The 24,155-nt window shown below is 59.4% G+C and carries 13 protein-coding genes (1 of these 13 running past the window's edge); 5 read left to right on the top strand and 8 right to left on the bottom strand.

Features of this window, described 5'->3' with window-relative positions:
- Together RYC17_RS21955 and RYC17_RS21950 are read left to right on the top strand one after the other, a co-directional pair.
- On the top strand, positions 1-2,528 hold a 2,528-nt coding region (locus RYC17_RS21955; RefSeq protein ID WP_316904459.1), incomplete at its 5' end, for a hypothetical protein.
- A 139-nt stretch (positions 2,529-2,667) separates the two neighbouring features.
- Positions 2,668-3,579: a hypothetical protein gene (locus RYC17_RS21950; RefSeq protein WP_257605792.1), complete on the top strand. Its 912-nt coding sequence runs from the start codon at positions 2,668-2,670 to the stop codon at positions 3,577-3,579.
- Positions 3,580-3,789: 210 nt separating this feature from the next.
- Here the strand turns inward: RYC17_RS21950 and RYC17_RS21945 are convergent, their stop codons facing one another.
- Genes RYC17_RS21945 through RYC17_RS21915 form a run of 7 tightly spaced genes read right to left on the bottom strand, consistent with a single transcriptional unit; the run spans position 3,790 to position 10,751 of the window.
- Entirely contained in the window at positions 3,790-4,965 is a 1,176-nt protein-coding gene (locus tag RYC17_RS21945; RefSeq protein WP_316904458.1) for an MFS transporter, read from the bottom strand.
- Between the two features lie 22 nt (positions 4,966-4,987).
- Entirely contained in the window at positions 4,988-5,608 is a 621-nt protein-coding gene (locus RYC17_RS21940) for a hypothetical protein (protein WP_316904457.1), read from the bottom strand.
- A gap of 10 nt (positions 5,609-5,618) precedes the next feature.
- Positions 5,619-7,100, bottom strand: a complete 1,482-nt coding sequence (locus tag RYC17_RS21935) for an aspartate aminotransferase family protein (RefSeq protein WP_122259886.1) — start codon at positions 7,098-7,100, stop codon at positions 5,619-5,621.
- Positions 7,097-7,780, bottom strand: a complete 684-nt coding sequence (locus RYC17_RS21930) for a class II aldolase/adducin family protein (protein ID WP_058409313.1) — start codon at positions 7,778-7,780, stop codon at positions 7,097-7,099. Before RYC17_RS21930 ends, RYC17_RS21935 begins: the two co-directional genes overlap by 4 nt.
- Positions 7,777-9,405, bottom strand: a complete 1,629-nt coding sequence (locus RYC17_RS21925) for an FGGY-family carbohydrate kinase (RefSeq protein WP_316904456.1) — start codon at positions 9,403-9,405, stop codon at positions 7,777-7,779. The genes RYC17_RS21930 and RYC17_RS21925 overlap by 4 nt, the downstream gene beginning before the upstream one ends.
- Before the next feature lie 10 nt (positions 9,406-9,415).
- A complete protein-coding gene (locus RYC17_RS21920) occupies positions 9,416-10,297 on the bottom strand; it encodes a TorF family putative porin (RefSeq protein WP_230018719.1) in 882 nt (293 codons plus the stop codon).
- 28 nt (positions 10,298-10,325) lie between these two features.
- Positions 10,326-10,751, bottom strand: a complete 426-nt coding sequence (locus RYC17_RS21915; protein WP_230018845.1) for a DUF2147 domain-containing protein — start codon at positions 10,749-10,751, stop codon at positions 10,326-10,328.
- A gap of 164 nt (positions 10,752-10,915) precedes the next feature.
- On the opposite strand from RYC17_RS21915, the gene RYC17_RS21910 reads away from it, so the two are divergent.
- The 3 genes from RYC17_RS21910 to RYC17_RS21900 all read left to right on the top strand — a co-directional run bounded on the left by RYC17_RS21910 (position 10,916) and on the right by RYC17_RS21900 (position 14,134).
- Positions 10,916-11,596, top strand: a complete 681-nt coding sequence (locus tag RYC17_RS21910; RefSeq protein ID WP_058409316.1) for a TetR/AcrR family transcriptional regulator — start codon at positions 10,916-10,918, stop codon at positions 11,594-11,596.
- A 152-nt stretch (positions 11,597-11,748) separates the two neighbouring features.
- Positions 11,749-13,185, top strand: a complete 1,437-nt coding sequence (locus tag RYC17_RS21905; protein WP_316904455.1) for a coniferyl aldehyde dehydrogenase — start codon at positions 11,749-11,751, stop codon at positions 13,183-13,185.
- Between the two features lie 280 nt (positions 13,186-13,465).
- Positions 13,466-14,134: a helix-turn-helix transcriptional regulator gene (locus tag RYC17_RS21900; RefSeq protein ID WP_057403628.1), complete on the top strand. Its 669-nt coding sequence runs from the start codon at positions 13,466-13,468 to the stop codon at positions 14,132-14,134.
- A 152-nt stretch (positions 14,135-14,286) separates the two neighbouring features.
- Here the strand turns inward: RYC17_RS21900 and RYC17_RS21895 are convergent, their stop codons facing one another.
- Positions 14,287-24,155 carry the 3' portion of a non-ribosomal peptide synthetase gene (locus tag RYC17_RS21895; RefSeq protein WP_316904454.1) on the bottom strand. Its footprint extends 7,918 nt past the window's final position, so the window shows 9,869 of its 17,787 coding nt (coding positions 7,919-17,787); its start codon lies beyond the right edge, outside the window; the stop codon is at positions 14,287-14,289.

The following is a 24,155-nucleotide window of genomic DNA, read 5'->3' as shown; positions in this document are numbered from 1 at the left end:
GCGCCCGACACGCCGTTCTTCACCCACACCATGCCAGCGCGTTGCTGGTGCAGCAACTGGTGGTGCCGCGCAGTATTCGCGGTCAGGAAAACCCGCTGCATGCGGCGATGGCCAAGCTGCATGAGCCTGGCAGACGAGCGATCAACCAATGCACGGCCACGGTCCAGCGCGCGGTGGTCTGGCGGCACATGCTCAGTGCTCAGGACGCGCTGATCGCCAGCCTGAAACAGAGCACTACGGAGCAAATGCTGGCGGATCATCTGAGCCTTGAGGGTTTCGACTACGTGGCGGCGATGTATGAGTTGAGCAGGACGCTGGCGACCTTGGCGCTGCTGCCGTCGAATGTCGATCCGCTGGCCCCCGGAGGCGACATGGTGGATGCGGTCACGGGTGTTGGGCTATGGGATCAGGCCGTGAGCCTTGGGCAGAAATTTTTGAACCAGACCGCAAGCGATGACACATCGCCACTGCACCTCATGCTCTGGCCCGAGTGCGATCTACAGACCGCTTGCGCGCCTTATGTCGTGCCGGTTACAGATGACGAGAACAAAGGCGACGGCCGTTTTCGCGCCACCGAACTGGCCCGTTTCGAGACTCAGCCAGCGCCTGACCCCATCGCCCAAGTCACACTGGACGCCACCACCCTCGCTAACTTGCTGGCGGGCGACAGCCTGCAGAACTTCTTCCTGATCAACAACGGCAAAGCTACAACAGCGGCGCTGGTCGGGATCTTTGAAAACCTGCAAAGCGCCGCAGATGGCGCTGCGAACGCCGTCGCCAAAGCCAGCCAGACTCTTGCGTCAGCCAAAGGTAATGCAAACAGCGCCAATGCCAACGTCCGGGCGGCAAACGACCGACTGGCCCAGATGCAAGAACGCCTCGGCACCAGCGCCGACAAGATCAACGTCAACCGCCAGGGCCGAGGCGTGCAACAACTGCGCAGCATGATGCCCGAGCATTTTGGTGCTGCTTTCCTGATCCGCCGTAATCAGGTCACGCCGCAACACTACATATTCGGTCTGGAAGACCTGCCCGGCCGGGAGTCGCTGCCAAAAACACGTTACGGCGAATACCTGAGACCCGACGGAACGCCCTTCGGCGACATTGCCCCTCCGCATCCCTCTTCTACCCGCCTGCCCAAGGGCGACCATCTGGTGCTGGTGATCCCACGCGGCCACAAAACCGCGCAGGTGATCGGCGACATGAACCGAACGCTTAAAAAAGTTCGGGAAGCAGCAGGCGCGGTGGGTGACGCGGAGCTGGGTCATATTCGGGCGAAGAGCGGGCTGAGTGAGGCCATTGAGGGGCTGGATTCGGAGAAGAACAAGGCGGCTTATCGGGTGCTGGGGTCGACACCGTTCTGTCTGGCGGTGTTGATGCTGGAGGTTTGGAATGTGAGTTCGGAGAGTGAGGCGTTTGCGCAGTCAATACGCGAAAAAGGATTTCTGAGAGCTGGCGCGGGATTGGGAGGAGCCTTATTGGATTTAGCAATTGCGGCTGAGGCCTTGGCGGTCAAGCTGGCCAGTCAAAAAACATTATTTTCTTTAGGGCGGAAAACTTTATTCAACATCAATTCAAAAAAGACAGCGATTTTCTTTGGTGAGTTGCTAGCCAAAAAACTCATTCATTCAGTGACGGGTCGGATAATAGGTATTTTTGTTTCCGGAGTAACTCTATCCGCAGTGAATGCAATAGATGCGTGGCAAGCATGGCAATGGAACGATAAAGCGCTGTACGGATATTTGCTGATATCTCTAGGTGGTCTAGCAGGTTCGCTGGGAACCTTGTTCGGGGCGGCTGTAACTCTCCTTAATCTCACCGCTTTGGGTTGGGCCGCATTACTGTTGGTCGGAGTGGGCGTAGGCCTGGTCATCTTGCTGAGTTCAACGGCGCTGGAATCATGGTTGGCCAACGGCCCATTTGGCGAGAGCCGTTCGATTGACCATTATTTACAGGACCCTTCGGAGTCCTTTTACCGACTGACCAGCCTGCTTGCCGGCATCAGTATCTCAATACAAAAAAATCCGGCTTACGAACAGAACGCCAAATTTGATACTCATGCAGACATCCCGCATGCCGTACGCAGCGCAGACACGATAATTCGCTTGCAGAGTCGCTTGCCAGGGCTTATCGGCAGTCTCGGCAGCCTGAGCATTCAGGCGGGCTGCAAGTTATGCCGCGTTACCGAAAGAGCGAATATCCAAGGCGTACCTTATCGTGCAGAAATTGAAATCGCTGACAGACTTGAAACCCCTAAGGCACAGCGTCTTCACGTGGACGCATTGGAGCTATTTTTTGCCACGCCCGCTAATCAAGGATCATCTACAGGCAGCAGCAGACACTATTACCAATGGGCCGTGAGGGCACAGTTCATCGTGGACAGCGGAGGTAAAAAACTCTATTTCCCTGCCCCTCCGGTCAAAGACCCGACTCAATACAGTCGAGATTGGGCAACGCCCAATTTCAACAAAATCAACCAACCATTCTGGGCTGATGAAGAAGCTCATAAGACCTCTTCCAATGACTGACTCAAACAAGAGCGCCTATTACGGGTCGCAGACCTTCCGGCCTGACACTATTCCTGAACAGATATCAACGTTGCGAGCGAACTCCTCCCCAGCATGTTCTATGCGCATGCCTTGGGGCTGCACACAACAGACAGCGTCAATGAAACTCTTTGAGGACTCTACCCCGGAAAGCATGAGATTCTGGGAGAAAGTCGCAAAAGAAAAGGAGGAAAAGCAGGCAAACGGTACCTATGTACCCGCTATCTTTGAAGGCGTTAATCTACACAGTAAGTGCGACAATGAACGTTTCAGATTCGCGCCACTTCCGTCTACATCACAGTTCTGGCTGATCATGCTGCAATTTTCAAAAGGAAGTTTAATCGTACTTTTTCTACCATTGCTCATCACGCATCTGGTAGCCATTGATGCATCTCATCTATCTTGGCAGAATGTAAGCGTTGAGCTTTTGCTAAGCGTCTATCCTGTATTCGTAGGTATCCCATCACTCCTCTGGCTCATCAGCCATGTCGTCATTTACCACTTCCCTCGCGTTTGGTTTCGTGCACCAAAGGGACCAGACTGGGAGCTTAATCGTAGAACCGGTCTGGTCACGATATTCGACTATAAACGCCATCGAAAAGAAGGTGTGATCGAGGAATTCGTTGCGCCTTTTTATGAGTTCGATGCCTACATGACCACCACCCATAATCTTCACGGTCCTACATACGGGCTACTGCTTCAGCATCGCTATGAAGACCGTAAGATCAATTTTCATATGCTGATGAACACCGACGACGTCCAGCAACGCCCCTGCGCACTCTGGGACTTCCTGCAAAACTATATGGACACCAGCGGCCCGATTCCGGACATCCCCCTCTTTGAACCATACCGGCACCTGGACCCGGTCACTGCCAGCTACGATCAGCAGCGCGGCCGCAACCCTCGCTACTGGATCGACATGGATGACGCCACGTTCAAGGCCGAGGTTGATGCCATGTGGCAGCGGGTTTATGCGATCGATACGTTTAGCCGCCCTAACCTTATGGCGCGGTATGTGGATTACGGATCTTGAGGTGCCATCTCACGCCTGCGGTGGTTCTACGCTCAATGTCACAAGCTGAAGAGGCATAGCGCTTTCGGCAAGTGCCCAAATGCGTCGCGGCAGTCTGCATGTCAGCAGCATCACCTGAACAATCCAGACACCACCAGTTTCAAAACAACTCCGAAGGCGGCGGCGTGCCTTTCAAGTGCAATGCCTCCGCCGCTGCTGCTCGCGCACGGTTCAAGCTCTGCGTGCAACGCCAACCCTTCGACTGGCTGCCCGCCGGTGCAACAGCGCAACCAGAAACAGCGCCGTAACCGACAGCCAGACACTGACCAGCAGCACCGGTTGAGCGTTGTCGCCAGACACCCACAGCGACGCCAGCAACGGTCCGAATGCGCAGCCTAGCAGTTGCATGCCCGGAATGAGCCCGGCGATGCGTCCCGAGGGGTCGATTTGAAGCGCGATGCGCACCTGAAACGGCGTCAGCATCAGGTAGATCAGGGCAAAAAGACCGCACAGGCCCAGAAATACATTTACGCCCCGATCAGCCGTTATGTACATGCCCAGCGCAATGCTCGCCAAGAGCAGTGCTGCGGCGGCCAGCATCGAATAGTCAGGCACCCGGCGCACCAGCAAAATGCCCAGACAGCCGCCCAGGACCTGCATGAACAGCATCGCCGAGACAAGCAATTGAGCCGAGTGCGCATCCAGCCCTGCGTGAATGCCCAGCGGTTCCAGGTACGCCCAAAGACCGCCTACCGCCGAGAGCTGCATGAACACCAACATCAATAGCAGCACCTGCTTCAGGTTCCATTTGAAGCCTGATACTTCCGGTTGCTTGTCAGGCTGTTGCGGCAACCGTTTGGGTAGCCAGGCAACGAACAGCACGGAGCCTGCGGTCAGGATTCCAAGAAACACAAAGCCTGCGTAAACGCTTTGATCAGGCAATATCAGGTATGCAAGTGCTGCGGCTATCAGTGCCTGAGCCAGTGTCTGAACCACCATGAACACTCCTGCCACCCGATCCGGCGCAGGCCCCTGAACGATCAGGCTCACGGCCCCCCATAACAGTAGCCCCTCGGCCAGTCCCGCGAGCGAGCGGGCCGCCGTTAACGGTCCGTCGCCAGTGACGTTGGCCGTAACCAGGTCCATTCCGGCTGCGCACAGAATGGCAATGACCGTAAGCAGGCGCAGGTTGAGCATTGACCGCAGCAAGTCACCCAGTACCACGCCCAGCCCCAGCGCCACGATTTCGCCCATGGCGACCAGCCCTACGCCCTCAAGCGACACATGGTTTTGCGCGAGCAATTCGCCCAGCAGCAGCGGCTGCAGTCCCACCATCAATACCGCGACAGAGCCCAGTGCCAATGCGGCACTCAAATGCCTGCGAGTTACAGCGGACGACGTTTGCATGGCATGCGCCTCTTGAGAAGTTTTAGTAACCGCGGGTTTCTGGTGGGATCTTGCCTTCGGCAAAGCACTGCGCCGCCCGCTTCTCGTCTTTCATCAGCCTTCCGTTGGCGACCAGCACCACCCACCAGGGCAGTAGCGTGAGGTGTGCGCCGCACGCCTTGGCCAGGGTGTAGGCCTTGGCGCACTTTTCGAACAATTCTGCGTTGAGCACCATTCGAGGGCCTGTGGTGCCCATCACAGCAGGGATTCCATCGATAACCGCGGCATTCCCGCCACGCGTCAATGCATGTGCCAGGGGCCTATCAGCACTGGCGGGCGAACCCATGTGGCCTATGTGACGTGCCTGCTCATCAAATAGAATCGGCAGGACACCTCCAAAATCGACAAGGCTTTTTGCAAAGGCCCCACCGCCGATCAGGATTGCGCCGACATCGGCACGAACCCTGTAGATAGCTGCGTGGGTCTGGCGCTCATCCTCTGCGGAATCGGCAAACGCGACAGCCTGCGGTGCCGGATCGTCGAGTTTCCCTAGCCACATGCCCTGCTCGCCTGGCAAGCGCAATGAAATACTGCTGTGTGAGTCCACCTGGCCCATCATCCGTTCGCGCAGCTCAAACCACTGCTTTCGAAGTAAATCGCGCATGGTGCTCACCTCACACCAGTTGAAAAACGGCGTCGAACCGCTCGAGCGCGTCATCAATGACGTCGTCGGTGTCTGCCAGGCTGGTGTAGATACGGCTGCCCGCGAGGGTGATCAGGCCATGAGCGGTATACGCGGCCCCCATCTCCTCCATCATGTGCTTGCGGGTCTTGGCCTCATTGCGTGCCCTGAGCAGCTTGAGCGGATTACTGGTGTCGAGCAGCAGCACACCGGAAGTCTGCAGATGCACGATGGAGCCCATGTTGTAGGCAACATAAGGCAAGCCACGTCGATTGATGATTTCATCAAGTCCTGCGCGCATGCGGTCGCCCGCCCTGCCCGCCAGCGCCGGCGCGTTCAGGCGGCGCGCCTCCAGCAGCGCGTAATAACCGGCGACGCACGACAGCGGGTTGGCCGACAGTGTCCCTCCTACGAACGCCCTTCGGGAGGATGTGCCAATGCCACCGGCAAGCAGTTGCATCACGTCTCTGCGTCCGCCAATGGCACCCGCCATCGGGTAGCCTCCCGTCAGGCATTTACCCAGTACCGTGATGTCCGGCATGACATTGAAATAAGCTTGTGCGCCGCCCAGACCCGCACGGAACCCGGTGACTACTTCGTCGAAAATAAGCAGTGCGCCAAATTCGTTGCACAGCGCACGCAATTGTCGGTTGAAGTCCGCGTGTACCGGGCGTGTGCCACTTTCCGGGCCGAAGGGTTCAACCATAATCGCTGCAGTGCCGCCACGAAGGCGATTGATCTGCAGCCTGCGGCGTAATGCATCCAGATTATTGGGCGGGCTCTCCTGGGTGTTTGCCGTAGCGCCTCGCGGAATACCCACCGCCTCCATGCGTCCGGTGCCCGGCAGGCGCATGCCGTAGACCAATTGGTCGCTCCAGCCGTGATAGGCGCCGCCGATTTTGATCACCCACCTCTTGCGGGTGTAGGCGCGTGCCAGGCGTACCGCTGCCATCACCGCTTCAGTGCCCGAGCCCAGCAAGCGCAGCATGTCGACACCGGGCATCACTTCACAGACCAGTTCGGCCAGCTTGACTTCGTATTCATGCAGCAAGCCGGTCACCGGCCCGCATTCATCGAGAATACGGTCGACCTGTTCGCGAATGGCCGGGTGATTCGAACCCAACAAAGTGGGGCCACCTGCTTGTAGAAAATCGGTGTAGCGATTGCCGTCGACATCCGTCAGGTGCGCACCTTTAGCCTGGGCGAAGGCCAGCGGAAACGGATAGTTGAACGCGAGATTGTGTTGCACACCTCCCGGTATGACTTTTTTGGCTGCCTCGGAAAGACGCTTCGAGCCCTGGCAGCGCTCGTCGAAATAGCCCATGACCTTGCTCATTGCTTCGCGTTTGATCGGGCGAATGGGTTGTTTCACCAGTTCGTCGAACCGGCGGTAGAGGGAGTCGACGTCCGGCCATTGCGACACGGCCGATTCGGGAATTGCAGGCATGCTGGCAGGATCAAGAGGTTTGTTCATGATTGAGTCTCTGAAAAAGTCTGAGGGCTGAGTGCGTGCGAGCTGGAACTGGTCAGGGCGTCGATCAGGCGGGCTATTGCAGCGCGTGACTCAGGTTTTCCACGGGTATTGACTTTGATCTGGTTGACAAGATGATCACGACAGAATGTTTCCAGGTCCTCCAGGCGCATCAGGGTTGTCTCGATATCCGCACCGCAACACAGAACGCCGTGATTGCGCATCAGGTAAACGTTGTGATCCGGCCGGATTGCCCGGCCGAGCTTGCCGGCCAGCCAGCCGGAGCCGGACGGCGCGTAACCCACCAATTGAATGCGTTTACCCAGCGATTTCCATAGCGGCGGGTAAGGCACGTCCAGCGCTTTGCCGAACAATGTGCAAGCGCTGGCCAGGGGTTGGTGGGTGTGGATACTGCAATTGACATCCGGGCGACTGCGCAGGACTTTGGCGTGCAACTCGCTTTCCACCGAAGGCGAACGTTCACCCGACAGTTGCTGCAGATCCTTGAGCCGCAGGACGCAGACATCCTCCGGTCGCATGCTGAAATAGTCGGTGGCCGAAGGTGTGACCGCGATGTGCAGCGCGTCGATACGCAGCGCGAGGTTGCCGCCGGTGGCGGCGAAGAAGCCGCGGCGTGAGAGATGCCGCGACAGGTCGACGATCTGTTGTTGGACATTGTTCATAGTGTCGTCTCCTGCGATGGGTTCAACCTGCGATACAGCGGTGCCAGGCGTTTGCGGACTTCCTTGAACGTGGCGAAGCGGTCGTCATACAGGTTTCGGGTTGACCGGGATGGCTCGTACAGTCGATGCGGCCTTTGCAGTGTCGGAAGATCGTTGAACTGCAACTTCCCGAGCGCTACTGCAGCAATGAATGCCGCTCCGCGGGCGTTGGTCTGAATGGGGTTGTGCGGTTGCTGAATGACCCGCCCGCAGACATCGGCCATGATCTGGCACCACACATCCGATTGCGCTCCGCCGCCGGTGGCGACGATGATTCCGCTCGACTGGCCGATAAACCGCGAGAACGGCTCCAGCATCCAGCGTGTGTTATGGGCAACGCCTTCCATGAAGGCCCGGATAATGTCTTCCCTGGAATGTTCGAGTTTCAGGTTGATCAAGCCGGCACGCAGGCTCGGATCACCAACCGGGGAGCGTTCGCCACACAGCCATGGCGTGTAGATCAACCCCCGCGAACCCGGCGGCACGCGCGCTGCGATACGGTCAAGCAAGGCATATACATCCGGCTGTTGCTCATCGCTCAACAGCTCGTCCGGGTGGTAAAGCACCTTGTCACGCAGAAACGACAGGTTGGCGCCTGCAGCCGATTGCATGGCCATTGCCAGATAACGGCCCTTGACCGCACTGGGAACCGCAGCAATATGGTGGCGAACACTGGATTTCTTGAACGGTACATGAGCGCCTACCCAGGACGAGGTGCCCAGGTAAAGGTGCGGAGCAAAGTCCCGCACCGTGGCACCAACAGCCACTGCCGAAGTGTCTACGGCACCTGCAACCACGGGCGTTGATCGAGGTAGCCCCAGTACATCTGCCAGCTCGGCTTTCAATGTGCCGATGACTTCGGTCGAGCCCACCAGCTCAGGCAGTTTGCCGGCGTCGATACCCAGTGCCCTTATCAGCCCGTCATCGTAGCGAATGCGGTGAGGGTCCCGATTGTCGGTAATCCAGGCGGTCAGCATCGAGTCGCCTGTCGCACAGTAACGACCCGACAACCGCATGTTCATGTAGTCGAGCACATTCAGGAATTTGTGGGTCTTTTCATACCGTGCAGGGTCATGATCAAGGACGTAGGCCATGTGCCCGGCCGAGTCCATCCCGGACAGAGACGCCACCCCGCCTGTCAGTCGCAACGAACGCCAGAGCTTGAGTGGCCCGTAGCCGCCCAGATTGCACCAGCCTCCGCCCATTCGCTGCTTGATGGAGTCGGCGCCGCGCTTGTCCAGCCACAGCAGTGCCCGGCCAATCGCGGCACCATTGCGGTCGACACAGACCGTGCCTTCGCTTTGCGTGGAGCAACAGATGGCCACCACCTGACGACGCCTGCGCGGGTCGGCTCCCAGCAACTCGTTGGCGCCAAGCATGAAAGCATTCCACCAGTCCTCCGGCTCCTGCTCTGCACTCAGGCCACTGACATGCAACGGCACACCGTGAAACGCCCAGGCCCGGATGTCTCCCTCCATGGAGACCAGTGCGCACTTGCAGCCAGACGTTCCCAGGTCAATCGCGAGGACGAGTTGCTCCAGGCCGGTAACCGCCTCAGGCGTCCGGGAAATGAAAAGCGAAGTCATAAAGGTCTACTCAGAATGTGCGGGAAATCGACGCCACCCAGCGATTGCCATCCGTGGTTCGCACATGTCCGTCGTCTTCGGCCATATACAGCTCACGCGCCCGGGTCTTGGTTGTCACCCAGTCGAGTCCCCAGTCAAAGCCCCACCAGTGATGGACCAGACCTACGCCGTAGTCAGCGAAGTTCGCTTCCGAAAAGTTGGCGATCTGCTGATAACCGGCGTGCAGTTTGAGGTTGGTATTGATGCCCAGCGCGTATTTATAATCCAGGTCATACAACATGCTGCCTCGGGAGTTCTGGTCACCCTTGGCATAGCATTCCAGGCCTTTGGTCGGGTCCTCACGGAACTGCAATTGCGCACCGCACACGCCACCGCTGTTGGCGCCCCGGTAGTTCTTCGACAGCACCCGGGCAATTCGGCCTTCAAGTGCGCCATAACCGATTTCCAGCACGGCAAACTGACTGTTGTAATTGGTCGTATGCTCATCGCCCGGCGTGAAGGTCTCGAAGTCGAAGCGATTGGGCGCTTTGAACTGCGCCCCCGGAAACATCTCCGCCGCCAGCCCTACACCATAGTGCCAGGTATCGGGATCGCCAAAGCGATAACCCCCTGCGAGCAGCACTCCCAGACCATCACCGTCGAGGAACTGCTTCTTGCTGACCGTAGAAAATTCGGCAAGCGCCACCAGGCCTGTTTCATGAGCAACCTGAATGGTTACTCTGGCTCCTGGGCGATTCAGGGAATCGGAAATGCCGCGGGTGCGAATGTCCGAGCTGGCCTTGGCGGTGATATCCACCGCGTAGCTCGACATTTCATCGGCGATAGCCAGGGTGCTGCCTGCTGCGGAGCACAATGCTGCAGCCATTACATAGCGAGTTGTATAAGTGTGCATGATTCTCTCCCACGCTGAAGGGCCGGATTTACAATTTGCAAACCGGGGCAGGAGGCAGTGTTGCGATACGCTCGAATTGCTCTGTCTTGCCGAGAACTTCGGTGCCGACAAAAGCCCTTACATTCAGGCGTCCGTCCTTGACCCGGACGGCGCCCTTATATTTTTTCTGATCACGGGGGTCATATACCCAGCCATCGCGCCAGGCATCCTGGTCATAGCGGGTCAGTTGTAGAATCTGTACACCGCAGTCACTCGACGTCGAGGCAACATCCTTGACCCAGACAACCTGCCCGCAGATGGCGCCTGCCTTGTCTGCGCAGTCATCAAGCTTGACCACGGCGTCTTTTTCCGCCGTCAACCAAAGGCCCTTTGCCTCCAGCGGACCCGCAGCAGCGTGAATACCGGTGGAGCACATCAGAACAGAAGAGAGGAAAAGACATTGCCGTGCGTTCATAGCGTCACCTTTTTTTATTTTTTGTTTTAACAAACCGTCACACTAACGACGCTTCAGTTATGATAGTCATCGCTACACGATAGTTATAGCTATCATTTTATCGTGGAGCAACTGTTTTTTTTCGACCGTCCTGCTGGCGCCCCACTCTTTTTTGACAGGTACTTATGGCCAGGCTGAAAACTGAACCCTCTCCTGCGCAGGTCGCAGGAAAAACCCTCGAGCGCAAGAAGCTGCCTGCGCAGCAACGCGCCACTGAAACCTACGAACGCATTCTGGTCGCTACGGCAAATACCTTGTGCGAGGTCGGCATAGAGCGCTTGTCGACCAATCTCGTGTGCGAACGGGCTGGCCTTACACCGCCAGCGCTGTACCGCTATTTCCCCAATAAATACGCGCTGTTGACGGTTCTTGGTGAGCGTCTGCTGGAGAAGCAGAACGAGCGGATTGATCACTGGATCACCCCCGAGCTGATCGCAGGTACGCCGCAGGCTCTGGAGCAGGCGCTTGCCGAACTGATTCTGGATACTTACCGGGTTACCGACGCCACGCTGGGCGGCATGTGGACGCTGAAAGCGTTAAGGGCAGTTCCTGCGCTGGAGCATGTGCGGCTCGACTCTCACCGAAGGGTGTCCAAGGCCCAGGCCGCGATCATTGCCAGCGCTATTCCCGAGGCTGATCCCAAGCAGATAGCTATGGTTGCCCGTGTGGCGGTCGAGATGATTCACGCCACCATCGAATTGCTGTTCGATGAGCCTCTCGACCCGGCGAAGACCTGCGCCATGGTAGCGGCGATGATCGTCAGCCATCTGGATCGCCTTGATCCCGAACCTGCACCTGACAGATGAATACGCGAGACCAGATTGACCGTTTCGGCCACTTGAACCGGCCGGATCGCCCCTTCATCGGTCCGCGATGGTTCTGTACGGTTACGTGAGCCAGAACGTAATCGCAACACTGCATCTATCTTATAAAAACACGCAGCCACAGGAGCAGCTTCATGAATCAGCCCGCAAGGATCACGCCCACTACGCCGTCTCCCGCTCCGGGGCTAACCGAGCTGTTCGAGGCGCAGAAAGCTGCAGTTCGCGCGCAAGGGGTGCCCTCCTACGCTCAACGAATCGCCGACCTCAACGCCATTTTGCGAGTGGTCAGCGACAATCAGGACAGGTTGCTTGAAGCGGTCAGCGCAGACTTCGGCAACCGCTCCTTCGCTGAAACCAGGCTCGGCGAGCTGATGCCTGTCATCAATGGCATCAAGCACATTCGTTCGCATCTCAAGGCGTGGATGCGGCCCTCCAGACGCAAGGTGGGTATTGTTTTCAAGCCTGCGACTGCCAGGGTCATTTATCAGCCGCTGGGCGTAGTCGGTATTCTCGCGCCTTGGAACTATCCGCTGACGCTGACACTGGTGCCCTTGATAGAGGCACTGGCAGCGGGCAACCGGGTAATGATCAAACCTTCGGAATTGACCCCCAGAACCTCTGAGCTGCTCCAGCAATTGCTGGGTGAAACTTTCTCTGCCGAGCAGGTCACAGTAGTCACTGGAGATGCCCTGCTGGCAAGCCGGTTCAGTGAGCTGCCCTTTGACCACCTGGTGTTCACCGGGTCGACCCATGTAGGTCGCCATGTCATGGCGGCGGCTGCACGTAACCTGACGCCGGTGACACTGGAGCTGGGCGGTAAATCACCGGTAGTGATCTGCGACGACTATTCGATTAAAAAAGCGGCACGGATGCTTGCTATCGGCAAACTGTTCAACGCCGGGCAGACCTGCGTCGCACCCGACTACGTACTGGTCCCGCACGAACATGTAAACAGTTTTGCCGGCGAGTGGCTGGCGGCTGCGAAAAAACTTTACCCGACACTCGAAGGTAACCCGGACTACACCTCGATCATCTCCCAGCGCCACCACGACCGGCTCGTGAGCATGGCTACCCAGGCCCTCTCAAAAGGGGCGAAGGCATGGCAACACGGTGCGCCGGTGTCGACCCACGAACGTAAGATTGCGCCCATGGCGCTCACGGATGTACCGCTTGACGCCGACCTGATGCAGGAAGAGATTTTTGGTCCGCTGCTGCCGATACTTGCCTATGACTCCCTGGATGAAGCCATTAGCTTTATCAATGATCGCCCCTCGCCTCTGGCCCTCTACTGTTTTTCCAACAGCCAGACGTCCGTGGACCAGGTGCTGAACCGGACGCAATCCGGCGGTGTGACCATCAATGGCACCATGCTGCACGCCACTCAGGATGATCTGCCGTTCGGCGGCGTCGGGCAGAGTGGCACCGGGGCCTATCACGGCTATGAGGGCTTCGTTCGTCTGTCCCATGCTCGCGGCGTTCTCAAGTTGAGTCGCTTCAACATGTCTGACAAGGTCTCGGCACCTTATGGACGGCTGACACGCCTTGTAACCCGCCTCATGCTCGGCAAATAGACGTTTTCCGAGCAACCGCGTCAGGTGACAGGATGTCGCCCCGCCACGATATAGCTCCTGCCCTGCCTTCCAGGCAGCCAATGATGATCACTGTTTGTGATGATCCAGTATTTATGTAACATCAGAGCGTTATTCTCTGCGCACTTCAACTAGCCGTGTTCTAAAAGGCATCTAACGCAGGCATCTAGCGGCCACATCACTCACAGCCAAGTTGATGTGACCGCTGTTTGCGTTTGACGTCTAAGCTAGTGTCAGCATTTCTGAAATCATGGATGACTCAATGCCACACACATTACTACCCCACATAGGCAGGGCCATAGCCAGCATCGGCAGCGGCCATTTTTCCAGCATGTTCCACAAGCTTATCGATACTCAGCTTGCCGTGGATGCCACCCACCTTTCCTCACTGCCACAGCCCTGGCAAACGCTGCCCGCGTCGGAACCCACAGTCTTCAACGAAACGGTGACGTCCTCACGCGGCACCTTGCTGCTCAGCGACTCGATCCATCTTTATCCTGCGCAGGCCTCGGAGAACTTCAGCTGCAAGATCACCGTCTTCAGGGCGCTGCCAGCGCATGAGTTTTCGGACAATGAACGTCGTCAGCTAAGCACTATCTCACCGCTTTTGTTCTCGATACTCGAAAGGCATGTCAATGCCTTGCAAATGACAATGATCACTGTCGAACCGAAAAAAACCGAAAGCGTCGAAGAGCGTTTTCATGACCGGTTGCGCGAAACAGGTATGACATTGTCCGAGCGGGAAATGCAGGTGTGCATCGGTCTGCTCGCCGGTCATACCGCAATCGAGCAGGCCGAACGGCTTGCGCTCAAGGTCAATACGGTAGGCAGTTACCAGCGCCGCGCCGCCATCAAACTGGGCATCAGCGGTCGGCACTCGCTGATGCGCTGGATGTATGGCTCATCGGAAAGCGCTTGTTCAGCCTGCTGAACGCCGTTCAAGAGCACTGTTTGAGTAACAGACAGAATAGGTAGCCAATGCCACAGGACGGGGTGATATCGATCACCCCGCCCATGCGCCTTACTGCAGGTAGCGCTGGCCTGGCTTGTCGCCTGCCTGACGCCTGCGTCCTGTCAAACGGTTCATTGCGCTTCTCCCACGCCAATTGCCAATCCGTCGTACCACCAGGCCGCCAGACTGTATACGTCTGGTGCCTTGAGGACGCTGAAGTGATTGCCCGGTCCCTGCCATGGCGTCAGTTGCGGCATCAGGTGTTGCCACCCTGTTGCAGATGACGCCTGCTCAAGTTGATTGTCCAGAGCATCCAGCTGCGGATCATCCACCAGTACCAGGCTGGCCCTGCCACTGTAGCCTCCGGGCTCTGGCCGATAGACAGTCCTTATGGCGCTGGCAAACGTACGAACAATCCCTTGCAGTGCCTGTGCTGCCAGGCGCGGTGGCAACAACCCGACGCGCACCATGGCCTGTTGCAGCAGGTGCAGTTGAGTGTCTCCATCGCTGTCGGCAAACATTTGAGGATCGATTTCCAGGCTTCTGCCAGCGGACAACTGCAGCGCTTCGATCAGCCGCTCCAGCACTGCCGTCGCGGTATAGGGCTTGCTGCGCAGTCCGTCGCCACCAGGCGCTTCGCTGTCTATCAGGGTCAGCGAGACAACCTCGCGACCACGAGCCTGAAGCTTGACGGCCATGGCATGCGCCGCCCAGCCACCAAAGGAATGCCCAACCAGATGCAATGGGCCGTGTGGATACATTGCTTCGATGGCTTGCACATGGCTCTGCGCTGCAGCTTCCACCCTGCTGTGCGGAGCACTGCGGCCGTCCAGACCGCGCGGCTGCAGGCCGTAGATAGGCCAGTCCGGCCCCAGCGCTTCGGTCAGTCCGATGAAACTGGTGACGCTGTCACCGGCACCCGGCACGCAGAACAATGGCGCATGCCCATCCCGCCCGCTCTGGATGGCCAGCAGCGATTGATAAGCCGGTGTCGACGGCGGTGTATCGGGCACTCCATGCAACGCAGCACTGATGCTCCGACCGAGTGTGTCCACGTGAGGCGCCTGCATCATTGTCATGTGATCCCCAGGCACGCTGACACAGCGCAACTGGCCTTTTGGCAGGACTTCGCCCCAGCCCAGTGTAGGACTGGTGCCTGGCGGTGCCATTGGACGCTGCTCTGCGCAGAACAGGTGGATCGGCAAACCGAGCGGTTCCAGCTGGTAATGCGCCAGGGCGTGACCGTGCGCCACTTCCCGGTCCAGGTAGTGATGCAATTGTTGATCGCTGGCCTGCGCCAGTTCCTCGTACAGCAGTTCCTCGTCGCGGCAAAGTTTCAGTAGGGTTTCAAAGTCCGGCAGGGTCGCCTTTCCGCTCAACGAGGTCAGACGCGCCAATGCAGCAGCACCCGCCACGCCCTGGGTTTTCCAGTGCGCGATGCAGTGCGACAGCAATTGCCGCTCAAGCAGGTCAGGTCCTTGCCAGCGTGCCTTGCCCTGATCAGTCAGGCGCGGCACGTAGCTGTCGATCAGGCCGAGGAATGCAACGGGCTCGTCCATACCGAGCAGTTGAGTTGCCACTTCATAGGCCAGAACCCCGCCAAACGACCAGCCTGCCAGCCGGTAAGGACCGCGTGGCTGGACCTGCCGAATACGTTCCACCAGCCGCGCCGCCAGGCATTCCATGGTGCGCAATTGCTGCTGGCCCAGGCCAACCCCCGGCAAGCCGTAGATCGGGAAGTCGCCCTGCAGGTGTTGTCCAAGGACCGGAAAGTAAGCGTCCAGACCGGTAAAGTCATGAATCAGGAACAGAGGCGGTTCGCTGCCACCTGCCCGTACCGTGACGACCTCCTGAGCTTCGGCCGAGGGGGCCGGACGCTGGTCGAGCAATCCGGCCAGCGCTGCGATGCTCGGATGCTGGAACAACTCGGCCAGGGACAGTGACAAGCCTGCTTTTTGCAGCAGGCTGACCAGACGGATCGCCGACAGCGAATGGCCACCCAGCTCAAAGAAGCTGTCGTGTCTGCCGATTCGGCCCACTTCCAGAACGTCGGCCCACAGCTGCGCCAGACGCTTCTCCAATGCCGTAGTCGGCGCTTGATAAGCAAGGTTCGCCAGCGCGGCCATGTCCGGGGCTGGCAAGGCCTTGCGGTCGACCTTGCCATTCTGGGTCAACGGCAGTGCATCCAGACCGACAAAGACCGCAGGCACCATGTATTCCGGCAATTGCCCTAACAGGTGCGCTCTCAATGCAGCACTGTCGAGGGTAGCTTCGCGACGAGTGAAGTAGCCCACCAGGCGCAACGAGCCATCTTCCAGACGTTGCGTAGTCACGACGGCTTCGCCAACGCCAGGGCATTGCGTCAGGTGCTGTTCGATCTCGCCCAGCTCGATGCGCACCCCACGGATTTTGACCTGATCGTCGTTGCGGCCCAGGTATTCAAGGGTCCCGTCAGCCAGCCAGCGCACCAAGTCGCCGGAGCGGTACATTCTGGCCTCGCTGCTGTCGCTGAACGGATCATCAAGGAAGCGCTCGGCGGTCAGGTCCGGGCGGTTCAGATAGCCACGTGCTACGCCTGTGCCGCCGATATACAACTCGCCGGGCACCCCGAGCGGCAATGGCTGGCCCTGCGAATCCAATACATAAAGCCGCGCATGGGAAACAGGCTTGCCGATGTGCAAGACCTTGCCCGGCTCCATCAGGCCGGAGCTGGCAACCACGGTGGTTTCCGTAGGGCCGTAGTTGTTGACCACCGCGAAACCAGGGTCCCGATTGAAGTGACGCAAACGGTCGCCACCAATCAACAGGGTTTTAAGGGTCGGGTGACGCAACTCGCGACTGAATGCATATTCGGCCACCGGTGTCGGCAGAAACGCGACTTGCAGAGGTTGCGCCAGCCACCAGTCGAGCAACACATCCAGCTGTTCGTTGCCAATCTCCGCAGGCGGCAGATGCAATACTGCACCGGCACACAACGCAGGCCATACTTCCCAGGCCATTGCGTCGAAACCAAACCCGGCCACGCTGGCGGTATGACTGCCTGCACGCAGATCGAATGCCTGACAGTGCCAGTCCACCAGATTGTTCAGCGTTCGATGCTCGACCATCACACCTTTGGGCAGCCCGGTGGACCCCGAGGTGTAAATCACGTAAGCCAGGTGACGCGTGGTCATATCCGGAACATGCGGGTTGTCGGTGCGTTGCGACCAGTCCGGGCGATCTAGAACCACCACCGGTACAGCCAGGCTGGGCAGACGCGCCAGCAGACCGGACTGAGCCAGCACCACCACAGGCGCGCTGTCTTCGAGCAGGTAGCCGATGCGCTCGTCCGGATGTGCCGGATCGACCGGGACATAGCTCGCCCCGGCTTTCAACACCGCCAGCAAGCCGGTGAGTGTTTCGAGCCCGCGCCGCGCCACTACCGCCACACGGTCATCCGGACGTACGCCCAAGCCCATAAGGTGATGGGCCAGTGCGTTGGCGCGACTATTCAGCTCTGCGTAGCTCAAGCCCTGGTCACCTGCCTGGGCAGCCACAGCGTTCGGCTGATCAAGCGCCTGTTGCTCAATACGCTGATGAATGGTCAGCGAGTTCTCTGGGCTGAGCGCTCGGGCGTTGAAGCCATCGAGCAGTTCGTTTCGTTCAGCGCCCGGCAGAATGTTCAGCGACTGAATCGGCGCGGTAAGTTTTTGCTCAAGGGCAATGACTAGGTTCTCTACGGCGCAGGAAAGGTAAGCGCAGACACGCCGGGCATCGATGCCCGTCGTAGTCAGCGCAGACAGGTCGAACGCCTCGCCCAGGTCATCGACGCTGAGCGTCAACGGGTAGCTGCTGCGCTCACCGGCCTGCAACAGTTCGATCCCCTGCCAGGCTTTTTCGGCAGCCTCGTCGTGTTCTCCGGGCGCAGTGCTGTGGCGGTAGTTCAACAACGCGCTGAACAACGGCGCGCCCGCAGGCAAGGCGCTGCAACGCTGGGCAATTGCCAGCGAGGCATGCTCGTGGGCAAGCAATCCGGTCAGACGCAGGTGGGTCTGCAACACCGCGTCGCGTGCAGTCTGACCGGAGAGGTCAATCCGCAGCGGCAAGGTATTGATGAACACCCCGAGCGTACGCTCTGCCCCCTCGGTGCCGTTCAGGCGCCCGAGCAGTACGGTGCCAAACACCACTTTGTCGCGTCCGGACAACCGGCCCAATACCTGAGCCCAGGCCAGATGCATCAGGCTGGCAGGGCTGACGCCCAGTTGCCGTACTTGATCGCGCAGCCGCTGGCTCAGCGCTGCATCCAGGCGCAGCCTGGCGTCACTCGGAACCTCCGGCCCCGGCAGCGAAGTCTGGCCATACGCCAGGGTGGGTTCGTCCAGGTCACCCAATTGCTCGCGGAAGAACGTTTCATGCGCGTGCTCACCCGCCCCCAGCAAGGTCTGCGCGATGTAATTGCGGTAAGGCACTGGCGCGGGCAGTTGCGCCTGCTGATCCAGCAGTATTGCCTGCAATTCCCGGCTCAGCAGGTCGAGGGCGACGTGGTCCATGATCAGGTGATGGAACAGCAATACCGCGACGATACGCTGGTTGTCCGGGTCGTCGGCGTGCACCAGACGCAGCAGCGGTGCACGGACAAGGTCCAGCGGTTCGGGATCGGCCAGTGCCGCCAGCGGCAATTCGATCACCGGCAGGTCGGCATGACGCCATACCACTTGCACAGGTGTTTCCAGGCCTTCCCAGCACAGCGAAGTACGCAGCACATCGTTACGCGCGATGACCTGCTGCAGCGCCTGGCAAAAGGCGTCCAGCCGTGAGCGGTCGGCAAACGCAAATCGCGCTTGCAGGCGATAAGGGTCATCCTCACCGGCTGACAGGTAATGATAGAAAATACCTGCCTGCAAAGGCCCTAACGGGTAAATGTCCTGAACATTGGGCGCACCGCCGGTCACGCTGGCGACGACGCGATCAATGCCTGCCTGGTCCAGCTTCACCAAGGGCAACAGGTCCGGGGTGATCGAGGTGCAATCCGTACCAATCAGGTTGGTCGGAACCTTCACCTGACTGCCGTTACCGATGGCGCGGGCCAGGGCCGCCAGGGTTGGCTGGGCAAACAACACGCGAATATCTGCGTCCATGCCGCGACGACGCATACGAGCAATCAGGGTGACGGCGAGTAGCGAATGGCCGCCTAGTTCGAAGAAGTGATCGTTGCGCCCTACCTGCTCGACCTGCAGCAAATCGCTCCATATCTCGGCAACGGCTATTTCCAGTTCGCCTTGCGGCGGCTCGTATTCACGCCCCGGCAGAGCGTCGCGGTCCGGTACGGGCAAGGCGCGGCGATCCACCTTGCCATTGGCGGTCAACGGCCAGGCATCAAGGCGCACAAAAGCGCTTGGCACCATATAGCCTGGCAGACGAGCCAGCATCTCGGCACGCAGTCCGGCGACCTCAATGGCGGAGGCAGCGGCGTGTTCGATGAAGTACGCCACCAGACGTGGTTGCCCAGGCTCGTCTTCGCGGGCCAGAACCAGCGATTCCTCGATACCCGGCAAGGCCGCCAACTGCGCCTCGATTTCGCCCAGCTCGATGCGCACACCACGAATCTTCACCTGATCATCGTTACGGCCCAGATAATCCAGCGTGCCATCGGCATTCCAGCGCGCCAGATCGCCAGTGCGGTACATGCGCGCTTGCGGCTGCCCACTGAACGGGTCGTTCAGGAAGCGCTCGGCAGTCAGTTGCGGCTGGTTCAGATAACCACGCGCCACGCCTTCGCCGCCAATGTACAACTCGCCGGCAACACCCAATGGCACCAGTTGCTGCTGGTCGTCGAGCAGGTACACGCGGGTATTGGCAATCGGTGTGCCGATATCCAGGCTGCCATCCGGCAGCAGGCGACCCGAGGTGGCCACCACCGTAGCCTCGGTCGGCCCGTAGTTGTTGATGACGGCGAAGCCCGGGTCGCGGTGGAACTGACGCAGGCGGTCACCGCCGATCAACAGCGTGCGCAGGGTCGGATGATGCAGCTCGCGACTGAACGCATATTCAGCCACCGGGGTCGGCAGAAAGGCTACTTGCAGCGGTTGAGCCAGCCACCAGTCAAGCAGCGCGTCGAGCTGCTCGTTACCGATGTTTGCAGGCGGAAGGTGCAGCGTTGCACCGGCACACAGTGCCGGCCAGATTTCCCAGGCCATCGCGTCAAAACCGAAACCGGCAACGCTGGCAGTGTGGCTGCCTGCGTGCAGATCGAACGCCTGGCAATGCCAATGCACCAGATTGGCCAGGGTGCCATGCTCGACCATCACGCCTTTTGGTTGCCCGGTCGAGCCCGAGGTGTAGATGACATAAGCCAGTTCGCGGGACGTCAGCCCCGCCACCAGAGGATTATCCGCCTGCGCCGACCACTCGGGTCGATCAAGCGCAATCACCGGCACCGCCAACGCTGGCAGGCGTGCGATGAAGGCCTGTTGAGCAAGTACCACTACCGGTGCGCTGTCGGTCAGCAGGTAGCCAAGGCGCTCATCGGGATGCGCCGGATCCACCGGCACATAGCAGGCACCGGCCTTGAGCACTGCCAGCAGGCTCACCAGCGTGTCCAGCCCGCGGCGCGCAACCACCGCCACCCGATCGTCCGGGCGCACGCCAAGGCTGATCAGATAATGGGCAAGGCTGTTGGCCTGGCGGTTCAACGCTGCGTAGCTCAGCGACTGTTCGCCAACCCGGGCAGCGACGGCTTCAGGCAGACGTGCGGCTTGAGCTTCGATCAGGCCATGAACGGTCTGGCCTTGCGGGAAACTTACCGCGCTGGCATTGAGGCTTTCAAGCAGATACTCACGTTCCTGCGGACCCACCAGCGGGATATCACCCAGCACCGCGTTTTCGTTATTCACCAGCGCGTGCAGCACCTGTTCGAAATAACCGTAATAGCGCTGCACCGTGGGTTCATCGAACAGCGCGGTTGCGTATTCCAGCGTGCCAAACAGCGCGTCACCCTGCTCACCGAGGTTCAACGACAGATCAAACTTGCAGACCTGACTCCCCTGCTCGACCACGCTCAGCGACAGGCCGTCCATGTCCGGTAACGAGGTTTCACCGGCCAGCCAGTTGAGCGTGGTCTGGAACAACGGGGAGTGAGCCAGGCTGCGGTTCGGTCGGACAATTTCCACCACCTGCTCGAATGGCAGGTCCTGATGATCCTGAGCCTCCAGTACCCGCTCCCTGACCTGTGCCAGCAATGCATTACCGGTCATCGCCGAGGCTGTATCGATGCGCACGGCCAGCGTGTTGACGAACAGCCCGATCAGCCCTTCCAGCTCCGCACGACCGCGTCCTGCAATCGGGCTGCCGACCACCACTTCGGCCTGACCGGAAAGACGCGCCAGCAATGCGCCCCATGCGGTCAGCAAGGTCATGTACAGCGTGACGCCTTGCCGTTGCGCCAGCGCTCGCAAGCCTGCCGTCAGTGGCCCGTCCAGCCGCACGTTCAGGCTGGCACCGGCGAAGTCCTGCTGTGCCGGGCGGGGCCGGTCGGCAGGCAGCGTCAGTAGCGTCGGTGCGCCTTCCAGCGCTTGTCGCCAATAGGCTGCCTGATGTTGCAGGCGCTCGCCGCTCATCCAGCCCTGCTGCCATACCGCATAGTCGGCGTATTGAATAGCCAAAGCTGGCAGGGGATCGTCCTTGCCTTGATGCAATGCCGGGTACAACGCGAGCAATTCGCGAGTCAGCACGCCCAGCGACCAACCGTCAGCGACGATGTGGTGCACCGTCAGCAACAACACATGCTGCTCGTCTTCCACCTGTAGCAGGCAGCCTCGGATCAGCGGCCCACGCGTCAGATCGAACGCTGCGGTGGCCTCTACAGCAACACGTTCGGCCAGTGTTTCCGGCATTTGACGCAGATCTTCAACATGCAGGACCGGCATGGCCGCAGGCGCGGTAAATACAACCTCTGCACCCTCCTCGCAGGCGACGAACCGGCTGCGCAGGGTTTCGTGGCGCTCGATGATCCGCGATACCGCAGCGGTCAGCGCAGCAACATCCAGCAAGCCCCGTATGCGCAGGGCCAGCGGGATGTTGTACGCCTCATTGCCACCTTCCATCTGCGCCAGGAACCACAAGCGCTGCTGGGCGAACGACAGTGGTAACGACTGATCACGCGGTGCAGGCAGGATCAACGACAGTTCACTGCGCCCGGCACCGGCCAGCGCACTGGCGACGGCAGCCAGCTCGCCCAGCGCGAACAGTTCGCCCAATGGCAACTCCATGCCCATCTGTTGACGCACCTGCGACACCATGCGCATGGCCAGCAAGGAATGCCCGCCCAGATCGAAGAAGTGGTCGTGGCGGCCTACCTGTTCAATCTGTAGAACTTCAGCCCAGATCTGCGCCAGAGCCACTTCAATCTCTCCATGCGGTGGCTCGTAGGCCAGTCCCAGCAGCGACGAGTGATCCGGTTTGGGCAGCGCACGGCTGTCGAGTTTGCCGTTGGCAGTCAGCGGCAGCGCGGTCAGCTCTATATAGGCCCCTGGAACCATGTATTCAGGCAGGTTGGCCTGCAGATGAGCACGCATTTGCTCAGGCCCTGGGGCATCGGCCTCCTGTTGGCTGGTGAAATAGGCAACCAGACGTACATTGCCCGGCTCGTCCTCACGAGCCAGAACAACGGCCTCTCTGACCCCCGGCAACTGGTGCAGACAATTGACAATTTCGCCCAGCTCAATACGGAAGCCACGGATTTTCACTTGATCGTCGTTGCGTCCCAGGCATTCCAGTTGGCCGTCATCCAGCCAGCGACCCAGATCGCCGGTGCGGTACAGCATGGCGCCAGGCTGATCGCTGAACGGGTCGGCAATAAACTTCTCGTCGGTCAGATCCTGGCGGTTCAGATAACCCAGCGCCACACCGTCGCCACCGATGTAAAGCTCACCGATAGCTCCCAACGGTGTCAGGCGCTGATGAGCGTCGAGCACGTAAACACTGGTGTTGCCGATGGGGCGACCGATAGGCACGTATTCGGCCTCATCGGCCAGCGTTCGTACTTGGCAGGCAGTGGCGAAGGTAGTCGTCTCGGTGGGGCCGTAAGCGTTCAGCAGGTGCAGACCCGGTGCCTGGGCAAGCAGTTTGCGGAAGCTGGCCGGGTCTGCGCGCTCTCCGCCTGAAAGCAGCAGGCGCAGGCCCCCAAGTGCCTCTGGAATCAGTTGCACGTACTGGTTGAACAGCGCGGTGGTCAAAAACAGCACGCTGACATTGCCCTGACGCAGGGCCGCGCTGAAACGCATCGGGTCAATCAGCGTGGTGTGCTCGATCACCAACAACTGCCCGCCGTTGAGCAATGCACCCCAGACTTCCATGGTGCTTGCATCGAACGCCGGATTGGAGGCAAAAGCGATGCTGTCCTGCTCATTGAAATCGGCATAACCGTTGTTCAATACCAGTCGGGTTATGCCGCGATGGCCGACACGTACGCCTTTTGGCGCCCCCGTCGAACCGGAGGTATACATGACGTAAGCCGCTGTATCAGAGGCCTGTGGCAAGCCCGGATCATGCGCAGGTTGATCGTCGAGAGTCAGGCGGTCCAGATCGATACGCCGCACGGATGAGGCAGTCGACATGGCGCTCTGCGTCAACACGTATTTCGCCATGCAGTCATCGAGCATGTAATTCTGCCGCTCGGCAGGCGCGTTGACGTCCAGTGGTACGTAGGTCGCTGCACATTTACCGATCGCCAACTGGCTGATCACCAGTTCCAGCGAGCGAGGCAGCAGAATCGCTACATGCTCATTGGGCTTCACACCTTGCCCCAGCAGGTAATGGGCCAGGTGGTTGGCACGTTCGTTCAGCTCTCCATAAGTCAGCGAACGGCGGCCATGCACGGCAGCCACTGCATGCGGATGCAGCGCAGCACGGCGCTCAAACAGGCGATGCACGAGCTGCTCGCGGGGGTATTCACGACGGGTGTTGTTGAACGTGGCCGACAACAGCGCGTGTTCAGCCTCCGGCAGCACCGATGATTCGATCA

This window comes from Pseudomonas syringae group sp. J248-6, assembly GCF_032586995.1.
Taxonomy (GTDB): domain Bacteria; phylum Pseudomonadota; class Gammaproteobacteria; order Pseudomonadales; family Pseudomonadaceae; genus Aquipseudomonas; species Aquipseudomonas amygdali.
The sequence above is the reverse complement of the archived record's forward strand: the minus strand, read 5'-3'. Positions and strand labels throughout refer to the sequence as shown.